Raw genomic sequence first — 24,470 nt, forward strand, 5'->3', positions numbered from 1 at the left:
GCGGTGCTCAGGCGAGATCGGGCAAGACCAGTTCGAGCATGGTGTCCAGCCGGTCGGCCATCTCGCGATAACTCAGCACGCCGGCGCGAACCTGCAGCAGCGCACCCCAGAACAGCGTCTCCACGGTGTCGAGCACCTCCGGCCAGGCCCCGACGCCGAGCGCGGCCGCAGTCCGACGATGCACCTCGGCGGCCACCCTTTCGCGTACCCCGGCGACCGAATCATCGTTCTCACTCAGCAGTGCTCTGGCACACGCCGCGGCGAGCAGGGGCTCGTCGGCGACCACCAGTGTGATTGCGCGCAGTTGCTCGCCGACTCGGGCGCGCATCGGTGCTGTCGGGTCGATGACCAGTGGCAGATCATGCAACCGGGTCAGATACAGCTCGGCGAAGACGGTGTCGACGGTCGGGAAATGGGCCGAGACGGTGGCCGGTGTGATCCGTGCCCGCACCGCAAGCTCAGCGAGGGACAGTTCGGCACGGGCGTCCAGGATCGCCGTCGCGGCGCCGAAGACTTGACGGTGGGTGCGCTTACGCCGGGACGCTCGGCCCCACATATAGGCGACATCAGGCGCCGCTGCGCTGGACATGTGTCCAAGATAGGGCGGTGTTCGATCTATGGCAATACGAGGTCTTGACGAGCAATTATTCGAGCTGGCGGCCAACGGTGAACACTATGCGGTGCAGCGTGACGGGCCTCATTGGACAAGTGTCCAGCTATGCTCGGCGAGATATCCTCGCGGTCGAGGCCACGTGGGAGGGCAGCCTTCGTGGCCGTCCGAGTGCGTACCGGTAGATCGTCACCCCGGGCATCATGATCGGCCAGAGGCCGCCGAACACAATGCTCAGCACGACCAGCGCCAGGTTGACGCGGTGCCCGCTGCGCCGGATGACGCGCCAGAACCAGGCGCCACTTGCCAGGCCCACCACCAGGTAGGCAGCAACAGTGAGCGCCGAGGTCTGCATAACAAGATCAGCGTACCTATCGTCGATCGACGATGGCAGCAAAGATCTGCCAGGGACGTTTCAGGGACGCGTGAGCTCGGCGTATCGCATGGTGTGGAAGTCGGTCGTGCCGAATTCGTACTGCATGGCGGTCAACCGCTTGAAGTAATGGCCGATCGCCAACTCCTCGGTCATCCCCATGCCGCCGTGCAGTTGGACCGCGTTCTGGCCGACGAACCGCGCCGCCCGGCCGACGGTCGCCTTCGCTGCCGACACCGCCCTCGACCTCGTGGCGGGATCGGCGTCGAGGTTGAGGACGGCGAGGTATACCGCGGCCACCGATTGCTCCACTTCCATGTGCATGTCCACCATGCGGTGCTGCAGCACCTGGAAGCTGCCGATCGGCATGCCGAACTGATGGCGTTGCTTGCAGTACTCGACGGTGTCGGCCAACACCTTCCGCATGCAGCCCACAGTCTCCGCGGCCACCGCCGCTGCACCCTCGTCCCGCGCCCGTGCCAGCGAGTCCCAGGCCTGACCGTCGGTGCCGAGCAGGACCGCCGGGACACCGGCAAGCTCGACATCGGCGGCCCGATGGTCGTCGATCGTGCGATATCCGTGCATGGTCAGGCCCGCAGGCGGGTTGCTCAGATCGACGAGGAACAGCGACAGCCCGGTCGATGTGGTGGCCGTCACCAGTAGATGAGTGGCCAGGGGTGCGTTGGGCACCGCGATCTTGGCTCCGTCGAGTACCCAGCCCGCGCCGTCGGCGACGGCGGTGGTCGAGGCGTCCTGCCAGCGATCGCCGGATGACGCTTCGGCGGCGGCCAGCGAGACGATGGCTTCGCCGCCGGCGATCCGCTCCAGTAGTGCATCTGCGATATCGCCGCCGGCCCGCTGCAGCAGACCGCCGGCGACCACCACCGTGTCGACGTAGGGTTCGATGACCAGTGCCCGGCCCAGCTCTTCGGCGATCACCATCACCTCGACCGGTCCGCCTCCGATGCCACCGACCCGCTCCGGCAACGCCGCACCGAGAATGCCGAGTTCGTCGGCGAAGGCCCGCCAGATCGCCGGCTGCCAGCCCGGGCCGAGTTTGGCTGCCGCACGGCTGGATTCGAGACCGTACCGGGATGACAGGAACCTGGTGAGCCCGTCGCGCAGCAGGTCCTGTTCATGGTTGAGGGTGAAGTCCATTTAGAGTCCCAACTCTGCTTTGGCGAGGATGTTGCGCTGAATCTCGTTGCTGCCGGCGTAGATCGAGCCTGCCCGGTCGTTGAAGTAGCGCAGCGGGGCGACGGCCTGCCAGGGCTCACCGGAGACATAGCCGTCGGCCGGAGGCTCGAAATCGGCGATCGGCCCGCCGGGGCACGTCGCGTGCGGCTGGTAGGCGCGTCCGCGCGGCCCGGCCGCTTCCAACGCGAGTTCGGTCAGCGTCTGACTCAGTTCGGTGGAGATCACCTTCAGCATCGAGGAGGCCGCACCGGGATTCCCGCCGCCGGCAAGTGCCGCCAGGACGCGATACTCGAGGATTTCCAGGACCTCGGTACGGATGCGTGCGTCGGCGAGTTTCCTGGCAAAGGCGGGGTCGTCGATGAGGGCACCGCCGTCGGGGCCCGGCTGCGTCGCCGCGACTCGTGCCACGTCCTCGGCCATGACCTGCAGCGCCGGCGCGGTGGCGCCGCCGCCGCGCTCGAATTCGAGGAGGTATTTGGCCACCGTCCAACCCTCGTCGATGTTGCCGAGGATGTTGGCCTTCGGGATACGCACCGCGTCGAAGAAAACCTGACTTTGTACTTCTTCGCCGGAGGTCATGACCAGCGGGCGTACCTCGATACCCGGGGTGGTCATGTCGACGAGGACGAAGGTGATGCCGTGCTGCTTCTTCCCGGTGCGAGAGGTCCGCACCAATGCGAACATCCAATTGGCCTCGGTGGCGTGGGTGGTCCATATCTTGCTGCCGGTGCAGACCAGGTGATCGCCATCGTCGATTGCCGCCATGCTCAGTGACGCCAGATCGGACCCTGACTCGGGCTCGGAGTAGCCCTGACAGAAGAAAACCTCGGCCGTGAGGATGCGCGGTAGGAAGTACTCTTTCTGTTCGGGTGTGCCGAATTTCACGATCGCGTGGGCGACCATCCGGATGCCCATGGGCGACAGCGACGGCGCTCCGGCGAGCTGGGATTCACGGCTGAATATGTAGTGCTGGGTCAGGCTCCAGTCGCATCCGCCGTACTCCACCGGCCACGCCGGCGCAGCCCAGCCGCGTTCATGCAGGATGGCCTGCCACGCCAGGCTGGCCTCGTGATCGCTGTACACGCTGGTCATCAATCGGCCGGCTCGCGAAATCTCCGGCGTCAGCTTCTCCGCCATGAATCGGCGGACCTCTTCGCGGAACGCGTTGTCCGCCTCTGACCAGCTCAGGTCCATGACTCTCCTTGCCTCCGGCTATCTAACCTAGCTATATAACTAGCAGTTCGACATGGTGTTGGGAAACCCCGGCAGTGGTGGTTCTGCGGCGACGGCGACATAGGGTGGCTCGTGCGCATGATCTGTCTGCAGCCCCCGACGGCGACGGAGACGACCGGCCGGCGGCGGTTCCGACCTGCTGAACGCTACCGTCATCACATTGCCGTGATCCGTACTGGCAACTTCCCCCGAACCACCGGGCGGAACGCGGCACATCCGTGTTCGGGTCGCAGATCGGCACGAAGTCGCCTGAAAATTATGGTCGGAGCGCTGTGACGGGCGGCGAGGCGAACCGCAGGGGTGTCGAAGACCATGACGAGTTCAGCTATGGCAATGGCGATAGCTACGAATGGGATGACGAGGCCGACGTCGTTGCTGTCGGTGCCGGACCGGCCGGTCTGGCATGCGCCATTGCCGCTGCTTCGGCCGACCTCGATGTCGTGGTGGCTCGATCCGCACCGACGGTTCAGGAGGACCACGGCGGCGTCCGTGGATGGCTGCCGCGGCTGGACGACCCCGCGACCGACGCGTACTTCGACGCGCTGAGCGCTGAGCTACCGACCGCTGAGGAACCGGATTTGGCGAGGACCGCGGTCCATCTCGCAGAGCGCCCTGATGCCACGCGCCGTCGCGCGATCGACACGTTCGTGGGGTCTCGGCTCTGGGATTGGGCGGCAACCTGTCTGGGTTCGCCCTTCGGTGTCCTGTTCACCAGGGTGTCCTACTGGCCGACCAGATCGATGCGCGACGCCGACGGGACGGCCATCGATGTCGCCGTACTGGGCGAGGTGGTTACGCCGGGACAGACCCTCGGAGACTGGCTCGACGCGGCTGCCGCCGACCAGGGGATCGAGGTCTCCGAACACAGCACATTGCAGCGCCTCGTGTTCGGTGAGGATGGCTGGGTCGACGGTGTGGTTCTCGATACCCCGGCGGGGGCCTGGGCAGTGCGGGCCCGTGTCGGCGTGGCGATCACGGGCACGCAGACCGTGCCGCTGGCGCAGCACCTCGATGCCGGTGATCGCATCGGCCTTGTCGGCCGGCGAGCGGGCCGGTTCGGCAGGCTGGAGGTATTACGCGAGATCGAGCCACCCTCCGTGCCGTGAGGGGGTGCCGGCCGTCAGGGACGGAGTCCCGGAGTGAAATCCACCGGTACGTGCCCTCGGCGCAACAGCGCCTCCATCTCCTCACCGGGGATGGGGCGGGAGAGCAGAAAGCCTTGGGCGCGGTGGCAACCATGGCGTAAGAGCGTCACGGCGGCGGCCTCGGTTTCCACCCCCTCGGCGACCAGCTGCAACCCGAACGCCTCGGCAAGCGCGACGATTGCGCGCACGATGGCCAGATCACCTGGGCTGGATCCCAGGTCACGAACGAAGCTCTTGTCGATCTTCAGTGCCTCGACCGGAAGAGATTTGAGCAGCGACAGCACGCTGTACCCGGTGCCGAAGTCATCGATGGCGACCTGCACCCCCACCTGGTGGAGACCGGCCAGGGTGATTCGCGTCGTGTCGATGTCCTGGACCACGACGCTCTCGGTGATCTCCAGGCAGACCGATCCGGGGTCGATGTCGTACTCGTCGAGGATTGCCGCTACCGATTCGACGAAACCGTCGGCCACCAGTTGCACCGGTGACACGTTGACCCGCAGGACGATATCGTGTCCGACGCCGGAAGCCTGCCAGCGGGCGAACTCCGCGCAGGCGGTGCGCATGACCCAACGACCCAGTTCACCCGCCAGGTTGATGGACTCGGCAACCCCGATGAACGCATCGGGTGACAGCAGGCCACGCGTGGGGTGCTGCCATCGGACCAGCGCCTCGGTAGCGAGCACTTTGCCGGTGCGCATGTCGATCTCGGGCAGGAAGCGCAGGAACAGTGCGCCCGTCTCGATCACGTTCTGCAGGTGCAACTCGATGTCGTTGCGGAACTCACTCTCGGAGGCGATCACGTCCGAGTACACCGTCACCTCGTTGCCACCGGTCTTCTTCGCGGTCAGCATGGCCTGATCCGCGCGGCGCATCAGGTCAGATGTCGAATCGCGACCCGGAACACCGACGGCGACACCGATACTCACCGACCGGGTCACCATTTCGCCGTCGACAGGCACCCGCTGGGAGAGCGCGTCCTGAACCTGGTGGGCCAGGGCCTCGGCCTTGTCGATGGTGGTGGGGGAGTCGGGCACGACCACGAACTCGTCACCGCCCAGGCGGGCGATGATGCCGATACCGACGGACTCGGCGAGACGGCCGGCGATCACGCGGATGAAGGAATCGCCCGCGGTATGGCCGAGGTAGTCGTTGATGGCCTTGAGTCGGTCGATGTCGACGTAGAGGGCTGCGACGGGCCCAGACTCACCCTCGGCGAGCCGAGAGTCCAGATGGGCCACCAGCGCACGACGGTTGTGCAGTCCGGTGAGATCGTCGTGCTCGGCCAGGAACCGTAGCCGATCTTCGGCCTCCACGCGCGCCTGGACATGGGCGAACAGGGTAGCGATCGCCACCAGGGCGTTGAGTTCTTCCGCACTCCACTCCCGGACCCCGACCTTGACGAACCCAAGCACTCCGGTCGTCACGTCACCGGACAACAGGGGCACACAGGCCATCGACGTGGTCGGGATCTGCCGTCCCGCCTCAATGGTGTGCTGATAGTCGTCGGTCGACTCGGGCCGGAACACCATCGGTTCCTTGAGGTGCTCGGCCATCGCGAACACCGGGTCCGCGTCGGCGAAGTAGATCAGTTCGAGTGGATCGGGCCCGAGATCGGCCGGACGCGGCGGCCAGTCGGCGATCAATCGCGTCGCATGGATCGCATGATCGTTGTGGCGCAAAAAGCTGAAATCGACATTGAAGTAGGTCACCAGTTCGGCGAGTACCTGCTGGCTCACGCTCGCCGCGGTCGCGGCGTTGACGGCGCTGAGTCGCGTCGCGGCCGCCGTAACGACCAGTTCGAGGCTGCGGGGCACCTAGACCTCTCGATGTGGTGTCGCGGGGTGCGACGTTGTGTGGAGCAGTGGGCTCCGGCGACTCCGCAGGGACGGGCGCGGTGCACTGGTGATCTTCATGACCAATGCCTGCGCCTCATCCGGCGACGTTCCGGTGAGCCTGCGGAGAGTGTATTGCAGGTTCCCGAGTTGTTCGGGATATGCCGGTGCCAACTGTGCCAATTCGTGATCGGTGTGGGCGTAGAGGAAAGCGGGCGATACCGGCTGCGTGGCCAAACCCGCTGTCTGGGCGGTGATCCACACCGCCTCGACCGCCGCTCCAGCCCGCGCGTAGTCGGCCAGTTCCTGGCCGTCCGTGGTGATCACGGCCACGGCCGACGCCCCGCCCACCCGGTCACGTGTATTGTTGCCCAGCGCCGAACCCGCGTCCCAGCGGGCCAATTCGTCCATCACGTCCGATCGGCGCAAGACGTCGAGGACGGCCAGATCCGATGGTGCCAACTCCAGCGTGCGCACGTCGATGCCGTACTCGGGCGCCGGATCTCCTGGTGACCAGATCTCGGCAAACATCTCCGAGTGGAGCTGATTGGTCAGATAGCGAATACGGTCGGCGGCGGCGAGAACCTCGGCGCATTGCCTGATTTCGTCCCGGTCGGTGATCAACCGCAGCCGACCGCCGTGGGCGAGCGCCGCGGCATGCAGCGCCTCCCGCAGATCGGCGCTGAAGGTGACCAGTTCCCCGAGGTGCCGGTTGGTGTTTCGTTCGAGCATCGGCCCATACATCTCGGCCAGTACCGGATCGGCGCTTCCCCCGAGTTCGACCGAAATCTGCAGCGGTGTGTGGTCACCCTTTCCGGTATGTAGTCGCGTTCCATGCCCGTGTGCTGCCGCGGCGATTCGGGCGTTCAGCGCTGCCGCGCCGAGCGCGACTGCGCTACCTCGGAATTCGACGTCCATCTGGCTGGTACGCCGCGGGTCTATGTGAAGATCGAGGCTGTGCTCGCCGATCTCGATCGACCACGGCTGGGAGTTGCCGCCCGACGGTGCCCGATGCGCGGCGTAGGCCATGGCGTCGAGTACCGATTCGAATTCTTGTCTTTCGTCCTCGATTTCGACCGGGTCGTCGGCGGGCGCCGACGGCGTGCGGAGCGGATCGTCCACGTTGTCGAGTGCGGCGGCGACGTCCAACCGTGTCCGACCTGATCCCAACGGCTCACCGAGCCCGATCCGGCGCACGGATTCGGCGATGAGACCGGCGCCCAGTACCACCTCGCCTGCCAATTGTGGCCAGGTCGACAATGTTTCGCCGACCTCACACAAGGACGCTGCCATGCGCGGGGACAGCGACGTGGCATCCAGCAGTCCGAGCACGTAGGGCACTTTGTCGGTGCTGCTCAGTCCGGCCAGATCGGTGGTGCTCACCGCGCCCAACATCCCGTGCAGGATCGGGCGATCGGGTTCGAGGTCGAAACGCTCGACATCGACCAGCCCGCGGTCACTGGTGGTCATCAACACCGGGAGCCGCCTGTGTCTGGCCGCTTCGCGTACCAGCGCCTTGGTGTCCAGCGAGTCGCATTCTTCGACCACGATGTCCAGTCCGTCGAGGAAGGCATCGACGGTGCCTGCGGTGACGGCGTCGGGGTATACCTGCACGCGCACATAAGGATCCAGCTCTGCGATGCGGCGAGCCGCGATGATCGCCTTGTTGACACCTTCGTCGAAGACGGTGGCGGGCACCCGATTGAGGTTCGCCGCCTCGAGTTCATCGAAGTCCGCGAGGTGCAGCTCACCGCAGATCCCCTGTGCGGCCAGGGTATGGGCGATCACATGCCCGACGCTCAGGCCGATCACGCCGATGTGCAGCTCGGCAAGTTCGCGCTGTTCGGAGTCGGTGATCAGGTTTCGGTTGCGGTCCAGGCGCAATCGCCGGTATGCACGCGGGCCCAACATGCCCACCACCGACCGTCGCCACGGGTAGTAGACCCACCGATGTGGCTCGGCCAGCAGATCGGCGTCGACCGCCGGTATCAGGGAGGCCAGCGCGCTGCGCTGCCTGCCGATATTGTCCACGAACTCGACATCGGGCCGAGCGCGCAACTCCCATAACAGCTTTGCGTCCTCGGGGTGGTCTTCGGCGAGAACGATGGCGGCGTGCGTGTCGGTCACAGGCCGGTCAACATCGCCGGGACAGCCTCGGTGCTCTCGAGCATCGGGGCGAGCGCACGCGCCTCCGCGCGGATTGCCAGGATTTGGTCGGGGTCGGCGGTGCGGGTGAACTCCGCGTAGTCCCACCACATCATCTTCGTCTCATATCTCTCGTCGGGGTACGGCGTGGCCGGGATGCGGGTGGCGACGACGCCGCCCGAGGATTCCCAGCGCGCCAGGACATGCGCCGCTGCGGTCGCCATGGCGAACTTAGCGCCCAATACCAGCGTGGCGTGCAGTGGCATGCGTGCGAGTGCCGGGGTGAGCAAGCGACCGCGATCGCGGTCGCCCCGGCGATCGTCGGCCGTCCACGCGGTCTTGATCTCGACCACACCGAACGGGATGCGGTCGGCGATCATCTTGCGCACCCTCGGCAGGGCGTTCTGGCCTGCCCATTCCACGATGGCGTGCGATTCATCGGCGTGGCGGTACGGGCCCTGGGCACGCACACCGCCGATCACTCTGCCCGCGTCATCGATCGCGGTGAGGAACAGCGAGGTGGTCGCGGGATCGGCCACCGCACTGGGTTCGATCGCCTGTTCGACGCCGTGTTTGCGATAACTGCGCAGCGCGCCGTCGAGAAAGTCGTCCCAGAGTTCGGGCTCGGCCGCTGGCGTCGCGAGCACGAGGGTGCACTCGGTATCGCGATCCCACCACTGAACCGACGCATTGTCCGGGAGTGCGCTAATGCTGGCTTCGGCGATTGACACGCTCATAAACTTGACCCACCGATCGGTACAGGGAGATTGCCACGCGGGCGTATGGTCCCTGGATAATTTCAAATAGTCGGGTTAAGTATCGCTATATCCTGCGGAAATGCCAGATCTAAATAAGTGTCATGGACTGACATAAGTTGCCAGAATCGCCATTCACGGATCGCAGCAATTCACCGGCGGATATTTGAAATGGGCCTGACTCTGGCAAAATTATCGCGAGCGTCAGTTGCGGCAAATTTCATCATCCCCTTGCCGAGTTTTCTACGACTCGGGTGAAAGTTGGGGCGTTACCTCAATTCGCTGCACTTGCACGTGAACGTCGTGTGTCGCGGAGTCGACCCGGTGTCGCTACGGCGCGACCGGGAGGCTATGCATGACACGGCAACCGTTTCGAGTGGAGGAGCGCGCATGAAGGTTTTCGAGAGTCTGGATGAGCTGGTGGGTGCGGCGGGCACCGAGCTCGGTCCCACCGACTGGCTGGAGATCGACCAGTCCCGCGTAGACCAATTTGCCGAGGCCACCGAGGACCGGCAGTGGATCCATGTCGAGCCCGAGCGGGCGGCGAGCGGGCCCTTCGGTGGCACCATCGCGCACGGGCTGCTGACGCTGTCGCTGCTGCCCTACTTCTCGCGTCACCTGTACGGCGTCAAGGGCATTTCGCTGGCCGTGAACTACGGCTACAACAAGGTCCGGTTCATCACTCCGGTCAAGGTCGGCGCGCGCATCCGGGCCCGCGCGGTCATCACCGACGTGGCCCAGCTGGCGGGCGCCGCCCAGTCCACGGTCACGATCACCGTGGAGATCGAAGGGTCCGAGAAGCCGGCCGCCGTGGCCGAATCCATCATCCGCTACATCGCCTAGCGGGTATCAGCTCGTCATCTGGCGTTGGGCATTCTTGACCAGCCCACCGCCGATGATGAGCCGCTGGATCTCGCTGGTGCCCTCGTAGAGGCGCAGCAACCGAACATCCCGATAGATGCGCTCCACGGGAACCTCGCGCATGTAGCCGCTACCGCCGTGGATCTGGACGGCGAGATCGGCAACCTTACCGACCATCTCGGTGCAGAACAGCTTGGCCGACGATGGTGCGATTCGGCGGTCCTCGCCGGTGACCCAGAGGCGAGCGGCCTCGCGGACCATCGCCCGCCCGGCCATCACTCCGGTCTGTTGGTCGGCGAGCATCGCCTGCACCAGTTGAAAGCTGCCGATCGGCGTACCGCCCTGGGTGGCGGTCGCGGCGTAGGAGACAGATTCGTCGAGCGCGCGCTGTGCGCTGCCGACCGCCAGTGCGGCGATGTGTACCCGCCCGCGTGCCAGCGAGGCCATCGCCGCCCGGTATCCGATGTCTTCGCTACCGCCGATCAGGCTGTCACTGCCGACGCGCACCTCGTCGAAGTTCACATCGGAGGTCCAGGCGCCCTCCTGGCCCATCTTGGCGTCCTTGGCGCCGACAGTGACGCCGGCCGTGTCCGCAGGCACCAGGAATACCGCGATGCCGGGGCCGTCATCGTCGGCGGGTCGGGTGCGGGCGAACACGATGAACAGATCGGCATCCGGTGCATTGGTGATGTACTGCTTCTGGCCGCTGATCACCCATTGGTCACCATCGCGAACGGCCTTGGTGCGCAATCCCGCCGGGTTCGACCCGGCGCCGGGCTCGGTGAGCGCGAAGGAGGCGACCACCGCGCCCGATGCGATGCCCTCCAACCAGCGGGTCTTTTGTTCGTCGGTGCCGAAGCCGACCAGGACCTGACCGGCGATGCCATTGTTGGTGCCGAACATCGACCGCAACGCCAGGCTGGTGTAGCCGAACTCGAATGCCAGCTCGACGTCCTGGACCAGGTTCAGTCCCAACCCGCCCCACTCCTGCGGAATCGCATATCCGAACAGGCCCATGTTCTTGGCTTGTTCCCGCAGATCGTCGGGCACCCGGTCGGCGGACATGATCTCAAGCTCCCGAGGGACCACCTGGGTGCGGATGAATTGCTTGGTGGCGGCGAGGATATCGGCGAAGTCGGCGTCCGAGACGGTCTCTGGTGACGGTGATGCGGTGACGCTCTCGGCCATCGAGGGCCCTCCTGTACGTCCGGATGTGGTTTGATCCCACAAATATCATATTTTATGTTTTTCACGGCTCGCGCCTGAGGAGGTTGGCTTCATGGCTTTGTTGGACGGTCGGACAGCGGTGGTCACCGGTGGTGCCCAGGGGATCGGATTCGCCATCGCCGAGCGGTTCGTATCCGAGGGTGCGCGCGTCGTGCTCGGCGACCTGAATCCAGAGGCCACCGAGGCTGCGGTGCAACGTCTCGGTGGTGCCTCGGTGGCCAAGGCCGTCCGATGTGATGTCACCGATGCCGGGGAGGTCGGCGCACTCGTCGATGCGGCCGTCGAGACTTTCGGCAGCCTCGATGTCATGGTCAACAACGCCGGTATCACCCGAGATGCCACGATGCGCAAGATGACCGAGGAGCAGTTCGATCAGGTCATCTCGGTACATCTGAAGGGCTCGTGGAACGGCACCCGGCTGGCCGCGAACATCATGCGTGAGGCGAAAAGCGGTGCGATCGTCAATATCTCGTCGATCTCGGGCAAGGTCGGGTTGGTGGGTCAGACCAACTACTCGGCGGCAAAAGCCGGGATCGTCGGTTTGACCAAGGCGGCCGCCAAGGAAGTCGCCCATCTCGGTGTCCGCGTCAACGCCATCCAGCCCGGACTGATCCGATCGGCGATGACCGAGGCCATGCCGCAGCGTATCTGGGATCAGAAGCTTGCCGAGATCCCGATGGGCCGCGCCGCCGAACCCAGTGAGGTCGCATCCGTGGCACTGTTCCTGGCATCGGATCTGTCGTCCTATATGACGGGCACGGTGCTGGAAGTGACCGGCGGGCGGCACATCTAGTGCGCGATACCGTCATCTGCGAACCGGTGCGTACCCCGATCGGGCGCTACGGCGGAATGTTCGCAGCACTGTCAGCGGTGGATCTCGGTGTCGCCGCACTACAGGGCCTGCTGGAACGCACAGCGCTGAGTCCCGACGCCGTCGACGATGTGGTGTTGGGGCATTGCTACCCGTCCAGCGAGGCGCCCGCGATAGGTCGCGTGGTGGCCCTCGATGCCGGCCTGCCCACCACGGTGCCGGGTATGCAGGTCGATCGGCGTTGTGGGTCGGGCTTACAGGCCGTCATCCAGGCGGCACTGCAAGTCGGCAGTGGCGGAAGCGATCTGGTGATCGCCGGCGGTGTCGAGTCGATGAGCAACGTCGCCTTCTACTCCACCGATATGCGCTGGGGCGGGTCGCGGGGCGGTATCACCGTGCACGACGGACTGGCCCGCGGGCGGACCACCGCAGGCGGCAAGTTCCATCCCGTGCCCGGCGGCATGCTCGAGACAGCCGAGAACCTGCGCCGCCGATACGGTATCTCGCGGACCGAGCAGGACGAACTCGCGGTCCGCTCGCACGAGAAGGCGGTCGCCGCGCAGCGCAGCGGGGTGTTGGCCGACGAGATCATCCCGGTGTCGGTTGCCGATCGGTCCGGTGCGAAGGTCATCTCCGTCGATGAGCATCCGCGTGCCGACACCTCGCTGGAGAAGCTGAGCACGCTACGCCCCGTGCTCGGCAAGAACGACCCGGATGCCACTGTGACTGCAGGCAATTCCAGCGGACAGAACGACGCCGCGTCCATGTGCATCGTCACCACAGGCGAACGTGCCGCCGAACTCGGACTCAGACCTCTTGTGCGATTGGTGTCCTGGGCGGTCGCAGGTGTCGGGCCGGACATCATGGGCATCGGTCCGGTGCCGGCCACCGCCCGCGCCCTCGACAACGCGGGCCTGTCGCTGGCGGACATGGACCTGATCGAACTCAACGAGGCTTTCGCCGCGCAGGCGCTGGCCTGTACCCGGGAGTGGAAATTCGGCGAAATCGACTTCGAGCGCACCAATGTGCGTGGATCCGGGATTTCGCTGGGGCATCCGGTGGGCGCGACCGGCGGTCGGATGCTGGGCACGCTGGCCCGCGAACTCGACTTACGAGACGCACGCTACGGGCTGGAGACCATGTGTATCGGGGGCGGTCAGGGCTTGGCCGCGGTATTCGAACGGACCGTCCGATGACCAGTGCGATGCGAAGCGAGATGGCCCATGACTAAGCTCGCGCAGACCGCCGGACTCACCGATGTCCAGGCCGAGATCATCGCTACCGTGCGGCAATTCGTGGACCGAGAGATCATCCCGAACGCGCAGGAACTCGAGCATGCGGACACCTATCCACAACACATCGTCGACCAGATGCGGGAAATGGGCCTGTTCGGCCTGATGATCCCCGAGGAGCACGGCGGGCTGGGCGAGTCGCTGCTGACCTACGCGCTCTGCGTCGAAGAACTGGCCCGCGGCTGGATGAGTGTGTCCGGTGTCATCAATACGCACTTCATCGTCGCCTACATGATCCGCCAGCACGGTACCGATGCCCAGAAGCAGCGGTATCTGCCCCGGATGGCGACGGGGGAGATCCGCGGGGCGTTCTCGATGTCCGAGCCCGAGCTGGGTTCGGATGTGGCCGCCATCCGCACCAGGGGTGTGCGCGATGGTGACGACTACCTGATCACCGGGCAGAAGATGTGGCTGACCAATGGGGGCAGCTCGACGCTGGTGGCCGCATTGGTCAAAACCGATGAGGGAGCGGAGAAGCCGCACCGCAACCTGACGGCTTTCCTGATAGAGAAGCCGGCCGGTTTCGGGGAGGTGGTTCCCGGACTGACCATCCCCGGCAAGATCGACAAGCTCGGCTACAAGGGAATCGACACCACCGAGCTGATCTTCGACGGCTATCGGGCATCGGCCGGTGATGTGCTGGGTGCGGCACCGGGCCGGGGTTTCGTCCAGATGATGGACGGTATCGAGGTCGGCCGGGTCAACGTGTCGGCGCGCGCCTGTGGTGTCGGGATCCGCGCCTTCGAACTGGCGATACGCTATGCCCAGCAGCGGGAGACGTTCGGTACGCCGATTGCCGGGCACCAGGCCATCGCCTTCCAGCTCGCCGAGATGGCGACCAAGGTCGAGGCGGCGCACTTGATGATGGTCAATGCTGCCCGACTCAAGGATTCGGGAGAGCGAAACGATGTGGCCGCCGGGATGGCCAAGTATCTGGCCAGCGAGTTCTGTGCCGAGGTGACCCAGCAGAGCTTCCGGATCCACGGGGGCTACGGCTACTCCAAGGAGTACGAGATCGAACGGCTGATGCGCGACGCTCCGTTCCTGCTGATCGGCGAGGGCACCAGCGAGATCCAGAAGACCATCATCAGCAAGAATCTGCTCGATGAGTATCGGCTCTGATCCACCCGGGCGAGCGCAGCGACGGGAAGAAGCATCCGGGCGAGCGCAGCGACGGGAAGAAGCATCCGGGCGAGCGCAGCGACGGGAGGAGGTGGGGTTCGTCGCCCGGCCGCAGCTTTCCGATGAGGTTGCGCGGGTGGTGCGGCGACGGATCTTCGACGGCACCTACCCCGCCGGTGAATACCTGCGTCTGGAGCAGCTGGCCGTCGACCTCGGCATCAGCGTCACTCCGGTGCGGGAAGCGCTGCTGAACCTGCGCGCCGAGGGACTGCTGGTACAGCACCCGCGACGAGGGTTCATGGTGGTGGAGTTCACCGCCCGCGATCTCGCCGATGTCACAGACGTGCAGGCCTACGTCGGGGGTGAGTTGGCGGCGCGGGCGGCCGAAAGTATCAGCGCCGAACAACTTTCGGAACTGAAGGCCATTCAGGATGACCTGGAGCGTGCTTACCGGGACGCCGACCCGGACCGCGCCGTGCGCCTCAACCATGAGTATCACCGCCTGATCAACGTTGCCGCCGACTCGCCGAAGCTGACCCAGTTCATGTCCGGGATCACCCGTTATCAGCCCGAATCGGTGTTCCCGACCCTGGAGGGCTGGCCGGCCCAGTCGATCAGGGACCACCGCAGGCTGATCGACGCGCTGGAGCGTCGTGACTCGGATGCTGCCCGGCGGGCGATCGTGGAGCACATCACCGCGGGTGTGGCTCCCTTGACAGAGCACCTGATCGCGCGCGGCGTCATCGCCAAGGAGACCGAAGACGGCTGAGGCCGCCATTTCTGCCGGAGGTGGGTGATCTTTCGCGTTGTCAGCGGACCGATCACCGGGGTGTGCAATGGTGCTTACCAACAAGGAGGTTGGGAGTGACGTTGGTTGTGACATTGGTTGTGACGTCGGGTATGAACCTGTATGACTGAGCCATTGGACGAACTCGGCTATTACCTGCTGGCCGGCGCCGGCGGCGAAGGTCCCGCCACGTTGGTGGACGAGGCCCGACGCGGTGAGGAACTGGGGTTCGGTACCGGCTTCATCTCCGAGCGCTGGAACGTCAAGGAAGCGTCGTCACTGACCGGCGCGGCGCTGGCGGTGACGAACCGCATGCAGATCGCCACCGCGGCGACCAATCACAACACCAGGCATCCGTTGATCACCGGATCGTGGGCCACCACCATGCACCGATTGTCCGGGGGCCGGTTCACCTTGGGCCTCGGCAGGGGAATCGCCGCGTTGTACGGCGCTTTCGGGGTGCCCGCGGTGACCACCGCGCAGATGGAAGACTTCGCCAGGGTGATGCGCCGACTCTGGCAGGGCGAGCTGATCTTCGACCATGACGGGCCGATCGGACGATATCCGCTGCTGTTCCTCGATTCCGATTTCCGCGAGGACATCAGGCTGGCCATCGTCGCCTTCGGGCCGCAAACCCTCGCGCTGGGCGGGCGCGCCTTCGACGATGTCATCCTGCACACATACTTCACGCCGCAGACGCTGCAGCGGGCGGTCAAGACGGTCAAGGATGCCGCCGAGCAGGCCGGCCGAGACCCCGCGAGCGTGCGGGTGTGGTCCTGTTTCGCGACGGTCGGCGATCACCTGCCCGAAGAGCTGCGGTTGAAGAAGACCGTCGCCCGATTGGCCACCTATCTACAGGGGTACGGAGACCTGTTGGTCAGCACCAATGGCTGGGATCCCGCTGTGCTGCAACGCTTTCGCGAGGATACCGTGGTGCAGTCCATCGGGGGCGGTATCGATCACAAGGCGACGGCCGAGCAGATCGAACACATCGCCACCATGATCCCGGACGAATGGCTGGAGCCCTCGGCGACCGGTACGGCGCAACAGTGCGTCGACCGGGTGCGCAAGGAGTTCGACTACGGTGCCGACGCGGTGATCATGCATGGCGCGACACCCGATGAGCTCGCCCCGATCGTGCGGGCCTACCGATCGGCCGCCTCGTGATGTGAGGAGTCGCAACCGGATTCAGTGCGGTTGCGACTCCTCACATCACAGGATTCAGCAGCACCGCGACTGCGGATTGGACTCGGTCACAGCGTGCCGCATCCGCCAGTACTCCCGCTCGGTCGGCACCGGCGCACCGGGGTGTCGGCGCGCGAGGTGCTCGAGGTAGCGACGGTAGTGGTTATCGCCCATCAATGAGGACCAGTACCAACTGATCTGGCGTGCGACGGCCCGAGCGCGTCCCATTCTTTCTGCACCTCCTTCTCGGCATCGGTGGCGAACAGTCCCGACGGGGCAAAGATACGCGAGGGCACCGGCTCATCTTCGGTGAGCGGACGACCTGTGCCTCGAATCGCCCTGAGCGCCATGATGACACCGGCGGCGACCACGATGAGCACCAGGACCGCGAACACGATCGACAACGTGCCCTGGATGAACGTGTTGCGGATGACGGCATCGATCTGACCGGCGTCCTTCGCGGCACCGAACGCCGTCTTGCCTGCGTCCTTGGCGTCGCGGTACTGGAAGTGCTGTGTCCAGTAGCCGACCTTCGGATCACCGGAGAAGATCTTCTGCCAGGACGCCGTCATGGTCACCACCAGATCCCAGGCCAGCGGAATGCCTGGTATCCATGCCCATTTCAACAGTCCGCGCTTGATGATCACCACGGTGACGACGGTCAGCGCGATGGCCGCCAACAACTGGTTGGCGATGCCGAACAGCGGGAAGAGCGTGTTGATGCCGCCGAGTGGGTCGGTGACGCCCATCAGCAGGATGCTGCCCCACGCGAGCACGACGACGACGCTGCAGATCCAGGCGCCCACCCGCCAACTCGGGTTCTGCAGCTTCTTGAGCGGCCCACCGAGGTTGCCGAGCGCATCCGACAGCATGAAGCGGGCAACCCGGGTGCCGGCGTCGACCGTCGTCAGGATGAACAACGCCTCGAACATGATCGCGAAGTGATACCAGAACGCCTTCAGACCCGCGCCGCCGAAGACCTGATGCAGTACCTCGGACATGCCGAAGGCCAGGGTGGGGGCGCCGCCGGTGCGGGACACGATCGACTCCTCGCCGACGCTCTGGGCGGCGGCGGTGATCTCATCGGCGGTGATATCGGCCCCGGACAAGCCGAGTCCGTTGACGTAGTCGGCCGCGGTCTGGGCGGTGGTGCCGGTGGCAGCGGTCGGTGCGTTCATCACGAAGTACAGATGCTGGTTGAGGATTGCGGCGGTGATCAGCGCCATGATCGCGACGAACGACTCGGTGAGCATGCCGCCGTAGCCGATCAGGCGCATCTGGCTTTCCTTCTCCAGCAGCTTCGGCGTGGTACCCGAGGAGATCAGCGCGTGGAAGCCCGACAGTGCGCCACAGGCGATCGTGATGAACAGGAACGGGAAAAGGGAACCGGCGAACACGGGTCCGGTACCGCTGGTGGCGAACGACGAGATCGCCGGTGCCTCCATGATCGGCCGGGCCACCAGGATGCCCACCGCGAGCAGAGCGATGGTGCCGACCTTCATGAACGTCGACAGGTAATCGCGCGGCGCCAGCAGCAACCACACCGGGAGGATGGAGGCGGCCAGGCCATAGATGATGATGCACCACGACAACGTCACCTTCGACAGCGTGAACCAGTCGGTGCCCCATTGGGTTTCGGCCACCCAGCCGCCGGATACGACGGCCAACAGCAGCAGCGCCACACCGATCAGCGATACCTCCGACACCCGGCCGGGCCGCAGGAAGCGCAGGTACAGGCCCATGAAGATCGCGATGGGGATGGTCATCGCAATGGAGAACACGCCCCACGGGCTCTCGGCGAGCGCGTTCACCACGACCAGCGCCAGCACCGCCAGCAGGATCACCATGATGACCAGCACGCCGACGATCGCCGCCGCGCCGCCCACCACGCCGAGTTCGTCCTTGGCCATCTGTCCCAGCGACCGGCCTCGTCTGCGTACCGAGATCGACAGCACCAGGTAGTCCTGCACACAACCGGCGACCAACGCACCGATGATGATCCAGATGGTGCCGGGCAGGTAACCCATCTGCATGGCCAGGACCGGACCGACGAGGGGGCCTGCCCCGGCGATGGCGGCGAAGTGGTGCCCGAACAGCACCCGCCGGTCGGTGGGCATGTAATCGGTGCCGTTCTCGAAGACCTCGGCCGGCGTGGCGTGATCATCGCGTGGTTTGACGATCTTCATCTCGATCAACCGGGCGTAGAACCGGAATCCGATGACGTAGGTGCAGATTGCCGCGATGACGAACCACACCGCGTTGATGGTCTCGCCGCGGAAGAATGCGATGATCGCCCACGCGACGGCGCCCAGGACCGCCACCACGGCGAAGACGATGCGGTGCTTGGCGGTGATCGGTGACCGGTCGATGATCGCCACCGGCGGCAGATCCTTGTCGGTTCGGACGTAGGTGATGTCGCCGCGGGTGTCCTCGGTCAGATCGGGGGCAGTCGGTGATCCCATGGGGTCGATCCTTGCACCGCGTCGAGACGACGTTGGGACTTTGCCTCAACCGCCGCGTTCGAACAGCTCACGCACGGTTTCCACCGTGTCGGCCTGTGCGGCGGGCTTGTCGTCCCGATAGCGCACGACGCGAGCGAAACGCAAGGCCATCCCCGCCGGATAGCGCGATGACGCCTGCACACCGTCGATGGCGATCTCGACGACCTGCTCGGGCCGCACCCGCACCGTGCCGCCGGCTGAGCCGGCAATCGGGGCACCGCCGCCGGTACCGTCGATCGCCAGCTCGGTGAAGCGTCTCGTCTGCCACGCCAGCATCTCGTCGGTCATGCCCTTGAACGTCTTGCCCAGCATCACGAATTCGCCGGTGCCGGGGTCCCGGGCACCCAGATGAATGTTGGACAGCATGCCGGTGCGCCGCCCGGACCCCCATTCGACCGCCAGCACCACCAGATCGAGGGTGTGCACCGGTTTGACCTTCAACCAGCCCGCGCCGCGGCGGCCCGCCTCATACGGTGCGAGCGGCGCCTTGGCCATCACACCCTCGTGGCCGGCGGCCAGCGTCGCCTCCAGGAACTCGCGCGCGGCGTCCGGGTCCGCGGTGACCAGCCGCTGCACCCGTTGTGTCGCCGGGACCACCTCGTCCAGCACGGCCATCCGGTCGGTCAGCGGCAGGTCCAGCAGGTCGACACCATCGCGGTGCAGCAGATCGAAGAAGAACACCGACAGCGGCTCCGCGCGCCCAGCGGCCGAGCGGCTCCCGAAGCGCGATGCGGTCACCTGGAAGCGGTGCGGACGCCCGTCGGGCCGGAGCGCGATCGCCTCGGCGTCGGCGATCAGGTCGGTGACCGGCAGGGCCAACACGGCGTCGACAACCTCGGGCAACCGCGCGGTGACGTCGTCGAGCGTCCGGGTGTAGATCGCGACGCGGTCCCCGGTGCGGTGGATCTGCACCCGCGCGCCGTCCAGCTTCGTTTCGAAGGCGGCCTCGCCGCCCAATTTGTCCAGGGCTTCGGCGACGCCGGTCGCGGTCTGGGCCAACATGGGAGAGACCGGACGTCCGACGCGCAGGGTGAACCGGCCGATATCGCCGTCGACGATCGCCGACACCGCGACCTCGGAGAGATCCCCGGCCAGCATCGCGGCCCGCCGGACCGCGGCGGCCGGCAGGGCGGCGGCCTTGGCGACCGCGTCGGCCATCACCCCGGCAAGTGCGCCCTGGCGCAGTTCGCCGGACAGCAGACGCCGTAGGAAGCGCTGTTCGGCCTCGGTGGCGGCGGCGAACAGGTCCAGCACTCGCCGGGATCGTCGATTCTTGGAACCCTTGCCCGCGACCTCCTTGATCTCGGTCAGCATGGCGTGCACCGTGGCGACGGTCAGCGTGGCGTCGGCGGCCGGTGGAGGGAGATCGCGCAGCCCGGCCCAGCCGACGCCGATCTGGCGCTGGGGCAGTTCGCCGGACAACCACGCCACCACGACCCCGATCTCGTCCCGATCCGCCAGGCCCAGTACCTTCGCAACCCGCTCGACCTTTGCCAGCCGTGACGATGTCGCACCGATATCGGCCGACGCGGCGACGATCTCTGCCAGCTGCACGGCTCCAGGTTGCCATCCGGCACCGACATGTCACCGAGAAGCGCGCTCCGAAGGCCCAACCGGTGACATGTCCGAACGGGTGACATAAGGCCCTGGCGTGTGGTGATGCCCTGGCGTGACAATGATCGGGCAGCCGGGCGGCTGCCCACGAGGAGGTGGCCACGATGTCGCAGAGCAAGGCACACGCGCAGCAACTCGACGTTCTCAACCGCAGGCAATGCCTGGACCGCCTACAACAGGTCCGCGTCGGTCGGTTGGTGTTCACCGAAGACGAGCTTCCGGCGATCCAGCCTGTCAACTTCCGCCTGTGGCAGGAGGATGTCGTCATCCGCGTTGCCGGTGGCGCGAAGCTGGCGGCCGCTGCCACCCACCAGATGGTGGCGTTCGAGGCCGATGAGCTGGATCCCGATCTGCGCAGTGGGTGGAGCGTCACCGTGGTCGGCACCGCGGAGCCGATCACCGCGATCGACGATCTCGTCGACGTCGCAGGCACGTTCGTCGAACCGTGGGTGCAGGGTCGGCGCGATCATTTCATCCGGATCAGGACCGAGCGGATCACCGGCAGGCAGATCCTCGACGACACCGGTCCGCACTACCGGCCATGATGGGGTCATGTCCGTGGTGAAGGTGTTCCTGGTCGATGACCATGAGGTCGTCCGGCGTGGGCTGATCGACCTGCTCGGCTCCGATCCCGACCTGGAGGTCGTGGGGGAGGCGGGCACGGCAGCCGAGGCGCTGGCGCGGATCCCCGCCGCACGGCCCGAGGTCGCCGTGCTCGATGTGCGACTCCCCGATGGCAATGGCATCGAGCTGTGCCGGGATCTGCTCTCCGAGCTTCCCGATCTGCGTTGTCTGATGCTCACCTCGTTCACATCCGACGAGGCGATGCTCGACGCCATCCTGGCCGGCGCGAGCGGATATGTCGTCAAGGACATCAAGGGTTTGGAATTGGCCAACGCCATCAAGGAGGTGGGAGCGGGTCGCTCGTTGCTCGACAATCGGGCAGCCGCGGCACTGATGGCGAATCTGCGCGGTGCCGCCGAGCGTGATGACCCGCTGACCGGGCTGACCGAGCAGGAGCGCACCCTGCTGCACCTGCTGTCCGAGGGGCTGACGAACCGTCAGATCGCGGCCAGGATGTTCCTCGCCGAGAAGACGGTGAAGAACTACGTATCCAGGCTGCTTGCCAAGCTCGGCATGGAACGCCGCACGCAGGCAGCTGTTTTCGCATCGAAGTTGGAATGGCCAGAGAACAGGCCCGGTGGTTCAGGACTGCCAATCGACGACCGCTGAGATCGGCATCCGCGGGGTGGCGGGCAGTGGGTCGGCATTGACCGGTGCCCAGCCGATGCGCAACAACATCTGCGGATGGCCATGGTCGCCGAAGACGTCGTCGCGGACCGCCCGTCTGGTGGCGTCGATCTCGAGTGGTTCGGTCACCGGGCAGCTGGCCAGCCCGAGCGTTGTCGCGGTCAACAGGACCAGGCTGGTGGCCTCCCCGGCCCGCAATCGCGACATCGGGTTGTCCGCCTTGGTGCCCAGTGCCAGGACCGCGGCGCCGTCATCGACGGACCCGGTCTCGGACTGCGCGAGCATCGGTCCGGCGAACACCCGTCCGGGAAGTGTCGCGCGGCGATCCGAGCGTGGGGTGTTGCGGGCGGGCACGCCCGCAAGTGACGCGTAACGCCCACTCCAGGTGGACAATTCGGCAAGGTACGCGTGATCGGTGGCGTGTTGCCGGACGGCGCGTGCGACGATTTCCTGCAGTTCGGGCAGGCGCTGCACCTGGCGCAGCATCACCCCCGCCCGCGCCGCTCTGGCGCCCATCACGGCGATATCGGCGTCCGGCACTGTCCACGGGCTGAACATGCGGCGATCGGTGCGCCGGCACGGGATGGCGGCGGCCAGTGGCACATCCGATCCGGCCGCGGGGCCGGGGCGCATCTGCACGGTCGCCAGCAGATCGGGCCGATCGGGGTCGGGAAAGCGGTGTACCTCGGCCCGCCAGCCCAGCGAGGCCAGCCCGACGATCGCATGGTGCAGCGCGGCTCCGCAGCTGAGCAACAGATCGCGGGAGTCCGGATCAGTATGGGGCAGAGCACGATCGGCATCGGCGAACAGCGTCAACCGATCCGGTCGGACCTGCCAGTGCCACGGCTGCGAATTGTGGATCGACGGAGCCCTCGTTGCCAGGGACAGCGCCGTCTCGATGGTTCGGCGGTCCGGAGTGTTCGGGTCCATGCACCGAGTCTGCGCGCGTGACATCGTCGGCAGTAGTGCCGAAAGTCCCCACCGACCGGGTCGTCAGGTCACCGCGAATTCGACGCTGGGCCAACCGGTCGCGCCGTCGGGTACGACGCCGGCGATGTCCTCGGTCTGTACCGCCCCGGTGTTGTCGGTGGCGCGCACGGTGATGCGGTGCAGACCAGTCTTTTCGGCCTGCCAGTCGAAGCTCCACAATCGCCAGGTGTCATTCGAGTACGCCGCGCCCAGGGTTGCCTGTTGCCACGGCCCGTCGTCGATCCGGACCTCGACGGCGCGCACACCGCGGTGCTGGGCCCATGCCACGCCGCCGAAGCGGACCGGTCCCGGCGCGACATCCTGGCCGATGCGGGGAACGTCGATCCGCGACTGCGTCTTGATCGGACCGCGCTCGGACCATCCCAGCGGTGTCCAATAGCCCTGCGCCCGATCGAATCTGGTCAGCTCGAGATCGACGACCCACTTGGTGGCCGAGACGTACCCGTACAGCCCGGGGACGACGAGGCGAGCCGGGTAACCGTGTTCGATGGGCAGCGGTTGTCCGTTCATCGTGATCGCCAGCAGGGAATCGCGATCATCGGTCATCGCCTCGGTGGGAGTGCCCGCGGTGAAACCGTCGCTTGAGGTCGACAGCACCATATCGGCATCGGAATGCACCCCCGCCGCGGCCAGCAGGTCACGCACCCGGTAACCGGTCCAGACCGCATTACCGATCAGGTCACCGCCCACCGGGTTCGACACGCAGGCCAGGGTGACGACCTTTTCGACGAGCTCGAACTTCTCCAGGTCGGCGAAGGTGTAGGTCACCTCCCGGTCGACCATGCCGTGGATGCGCAGTGCCCAGGCGTCGCGGTTGAGCTGGGGGACCGCCAGCGCGGTGTCGATCCGGTAGAACTCGTCGTTGTCGGTGACGAATGTGGTGATGTCGACGCCTGCCGGCTGCACCTCCGGGGGGATGGGCGGCGCAGGTTGGGCCACCGGCGGTGGTGTGTAGGCCTGTCGGTCGCCGGCGGCGGAGTGCACCCGCCGAGCCCACGCCGATCCGACGGCACTGCCCAGCACGCCGAGGCCCAGTAGCCCGAGCGCGGCCAGCGAGAGCCGGCGGCCGGGGTCGGCGGCGGCCGATTCGTGTGCCGACCCGTCCCGCAGTCGGCCGGAGGTCAGAAACCGCAGGGCGATGATGCCGGCGAGCCCGCCGACCACCGTCGGCGCGATGTCCAGCGGTCGGGCGCCGGCCCGCGACAGGATGGCGACACAGCCGGCAACCGTGGCCGCGGCGAACATGATGCTGCCGATCGGTATCCGTCGGCGCTCCAGCACACCGGCCAGTGCGGCCAATACGGCGATCGCCACGAGCACCGCGACCGTCAGGAACAGCTTGTCGGCGGTTCCGAAGGTCTGGATCGCCCATTCCTTCACCGGGCCCGGGGTCCGGTCGATGATCGTCGATCCCACCGCCGAGCGAGGATCGGCGGACGATCCGAGCGGCACTGCGACGAGGGCGCTGACGCCCAGGGTCACCGCGGCCGCGGCGACACCACACAGGACACGCGTTCCGACTGGGATGGATGCCAC

The 24,470-nt window shown here is 66.2% G+C and carries 22 protein-coding genes; 9 read left to right on the forward strand and 13 right to left on the reverse strand.

Annotation, left to right across the window (positions count from 1 at the left end):
• Positions 1 to 7: 7 nt before the first annotated feature.
• The 4 genes from PGN27_RS22760 to PGN27_RS22775 form a co-directional block, all read right to left on the reverse strand.
• Positions 8 to 589 (reverse strand): TetR family transcriptional regulator, encoded by a 582-nt coding sequence (locus PGN27_RS22760; RefSeq protein WP_335328143.1) that lies wholly within the window; start codon positions 587 to 589, stop codon positions 8 to 10.
• A gap of 127 nt (positions 590 to 716) precedes the next feature.
• Positions 717 to 965, reverse strand: a complete 249-nt coding sequence (locus PGN27_RS22765) for a hypothetical protein (RefSeq protein WP_335328144.1) — start codon at positions 963 to 965, stop codon at positions 717 to 719.
• A 60-nt stretch (positions 966 to 1,025) separates the two neighbouring features.
• Complete coding sequence (locus PGN27_RS22770; protein ID WP_335328145.1) at positions 1,026 to 2,141, reverse strand: acyl-CoA dehydrogenase family protein; 1,116 nt, start codon at positions 2,139 to 2,141, stop codon at positions 1,026 to 1,028.
• The gene (locus tag PGN27_RS22775; RefSeq protein ID WP_335328146.1) at positions 2,142 to 3,374 is read right to left on the reverse strand and encodes an acyl-CoA dehydrogenase family protein; all 1,233 of its coding nucleotides are present in this window, start codon (positions 3,372 to 3,374) and stop codon (positions 2,142 to 2,144) included.
• 311 nt (positions 3,375 to 3,685) lie between these two features.
• On the opposite strand from PGN27_RS22775, the gene PGN27_RS22780 reads away from it, so the two are divergent.
• A complete protein-coding gene (locus PGN27_RS22780) occupies positions 3,686 to 4,519 on the forward strand; it encodes an FAD-binding protein (protein ID WP_335328147.1) in 834 nt (277 codons plus the stop codon).
• 14 nt (positions 4,520 to 4,533) lie between these two features.
• Here PGN27_RS22780 and PGN27_RS22785 read toward each other — a convergent pair whose 3' ends face one another.
• The 3 genes from PGN27_RS22785 to PGN27_RS22795 are packed head-to-tail and all read right to left on the reverse strand — an operon-like array spanning position 4,534 to position 9,275.
• Positions 4,534 to 6,375, reverse strand: a complete 1,842-nt coding sequence (locus PGN27_RS22785; RefSeq protein WP_335328148.1) for a putative bifunctional diguanylate cyclase/phosphodiesterase — start codon at positions 6,373 to 6,375, stop codon at positions 4,534 to 4,536.
• A complete protein-coding gene (locus tag PGN27_RS22790) occupies positions 6,376 to 8,520 on the reverse strand; it encodes an Rv1355c family protein (RefSeq protein WP_335328149.1) in 2,145 nt (714 codons plus the stop codon). It abuts the gene before it with no gap.
• Entirely contained in the window at positions 8,517 to 9,275 is a 759-nt protein-coding gene (locus PGN27_RS22795) for a hypothetical protein (protein ID WP_335328150.1), read from the reverse strand. Before PGN27_RS22795 ends, PGN27_RS22790 begins: the two co-directional genes overlap by 4 nt.
• 408 nt (positions 9,276 to 9,683) lie before the next feature.
• Here PGN27_RS22795 and PGN27_RS22800 point away from each other — a divergent pair, with 408 nt between their 5' ends.
• The gene (locus PGN27_RS22800) at positions 9,684 to 10,136 is read left to right on the forward strand and encodes a MaoC family dehydratase (RefSeq protein WP_335328151.1); all 453 of its coding nucleotides are present in this window, start codon (positions 9,684 to 9,686) and stop codon (positions 10,134 to 10,136) included.
• A gap of 6 nt (positions 10,137 to 10,142) precedes the next feature.
• Here PGN27_RS22800 and PGN27_RS22805 read toward each other — a convergent pair whose 3' ends face one another.
• Positions 10,143 to 11,342 carry an acyl-CoA dehydrogenase family protein gene (locus tag PGN27_RS22805; RefSeq protein ID WP_335328152.1) on the reverse strand — a complete coding sequence of 400 codons (1,200 nt, stop codon included), beginning with the start codon at positions 11,340 to 11,342 and terminating at the stop codon, positions 10,143 to 10,145.
• Between the two features lie 91 nt (positions 11,343 to 11,433).
• Between PGN27_RS22805 and fabG the strand changes: the two genes are divergently transcribed.
• The 5 genes from fabG to PGN27_RS22830 all read left to right on the forward strand — a co-directional run bounded on the left by fabG (position 11,434) and on the right by PGN27_RS22830 (position 16,560).
• Positions 11,434 to 12,174, forward strand: a complete 741-nt coding sequence (fabG, locus tag PGN27_RS22810) for a 3-oxoacyl-ACP reductase FabG (RefSeq protein ID WP_335328153.1) — start codon at positions 11,434 to 11,436, stop codon at positions 12,172 to 12,174.
• Complete coding sequence (locus PGN27_RS22815; RefSeq protein WP_335328154.1) at positions 12,174 to 13,388, forward strand: acetyl-CoA C-acetyltransferase; 1,215 nt, start codon at positions 12,174 to 12,176, stop codon at positions 13,386 to 13,388. Before fabG ends, PGN27_RS22815 begins: the two co-directional genes overlap by 1 nt.
• A 27-nt stretch (positions 13,389 to 13,415) precedes the next feature.
• Positions 13,416 to 14,606, forward strand: a complete 1,191-nt coding sequence (locus PGN27_RS22820) for an acyl-CoA dehydrogenase family protein (RefSeq protein ID WP_335328155.1) — start codon at positions 13,416 to 13,418, stop codon at positions 14,604 to 14,606.
• The gene (locus PGN27_RS22825; RefSeq protein ID WP_335328156.1) at positions 14,590 to 15,375 is read left to right on the forward strand and encodes a GntR family transcriptional regulator; all 786 of its coding nucleotides are present in this window, start codon (positions 14,590 to 14,592) and stop codon (positions 15,373 to 15,375) included. The genes PGN27_RS22820 and PGN27_RS22825 overlap by 17 nt, the downstream gene beginning before the upstream one ends.
• Positions 15,376 to 15,516: 141 nt before the next feature.
• A complete protein-coding gene (locus PGN27_RS22830) occupies positions 15,517 to 16,560 on the forward strand; it encodes a TIGR03857 family LLM class F420-dependent oxidoreductase (protein ID WP_335328157.1) in 1,044 nt (347 codons plus the stop codon).
• Between the two features lie 54 nt (positions 16,561 to 16,614).
• On the opposite strand, the gene PGN27_RS22835 is transcribed toward PGN27_RS22830, so the two are convergent.
• Genes PGN27_RS22835 through PGN27_RS22845 form a run of 3 tightly spaced genes read right to left on the reverse strand, consistent with a single transcriptional unit; the run spans position 16,615 to position 20,633 of the window.
• Positions 16,615 to 16,806: a YbdD/YjiX family protein gene (locus tag PGN27_RS22835; RefSeq protein WP_335328158.1), complete on the reverse strand. Its 192-nt coding sequence runs from the start codon at positions 16,804 to 16,806 to the stop codon at positions 16,615 to 16,617.
• A complete protein-coding gene (locus PGN27_RS22840; RefSeq protein WP_335328159.1) occupies positions 16,752 to 19,040 on the reverse strand; it encodes a carbon starvation CstA family protein in 2,289 nt (762 codons plus the stop codon). Before PGN27_RS22840 ends, PGN27_RS22835 begins: the two co-directional genes overlap by 55 nt.
• A gap of 45 nt (positions 19,041 to 19,085) precedes the next feature.
• Complete coding sequence (locus tag PGN27_RS22845) at positions 19,086 to 20,633, reverse strand: ATP-dependent DNA ligase (protein WP_335328160.1); 1,548 nt, start codon at positions 20,631 to 20,633, stop codon at positions 19,086 to 19,088.
• Between the two features lie 164 nt (positions 20,634 to 20,797).
• On the opposite strand from PGN27_RS22845, the gene PGN27_RS22850 reads away from it, so the two are divergent.
• A complete protein-coding gene (locus PGN27_RS22850) occupies positions 20,798 to 21,238 on the forward strand; it encodes a pyridoxamine 5'-phosphate oxidase family protein (protein WP_335328161.1) in 441 nt (146 codons plus the stop codon).
• Positions 21,239 to 21,251: 13 nt separating this feature from the next.
• Positions 21,252 to 21,926 carry a response regulator gene (locus PGN27_RS22855; RefSeq protein WP_335328829.1) on the forward strand — a complete coding sequence of 225 codons (675 nt, stop codon included), beginning with the start codon at positions 21,252 to 21,254 and terminating at the stop codon, positions 21,924 to 21,926.
• Here PGN27_RS22855 and PGN27_RS22860 read toward each other — a convergent pair.
• Positions 21,900 to 22,874 (reverse strand): Acg family FMN-binding oxidoreductase, encoded by a 975-nt coding sequence (locus PGN27_RS22860; RefSeq protein WP_335328162.1) that lies wholly within the window; start codon positions 22,872 to 22,874, stop codon positions 21,900 to 21,902. The genes PGN27_RS22855 and PGN27_RS22860 overlap by 27 nt on opposite strands.
• Before the next feature lie 63 nt (positions 22,875 to 22,937).
• Positions 22,938 to 24,470 (reverse strand): molybdopterin-dependent oxidoreductase, encoded by a 1,533-nt coding sequence (locus tag PGN27_RS22865; protein ID WP_335328163.1) that lies wholly within the window; start codon positions 24,468 to 24,470, stop codon positions 22,938 to 22,940.

Source organism: Mycolicibacterium neoaurum (assembly GCF_036946495.1).
Lineage (GTDB): Bacteria > Actinomycetota > Actinomycetes > Mycobacteriales > Mycobacteriaceae > Mycobacterium > Mycobacterium neoaurum_B.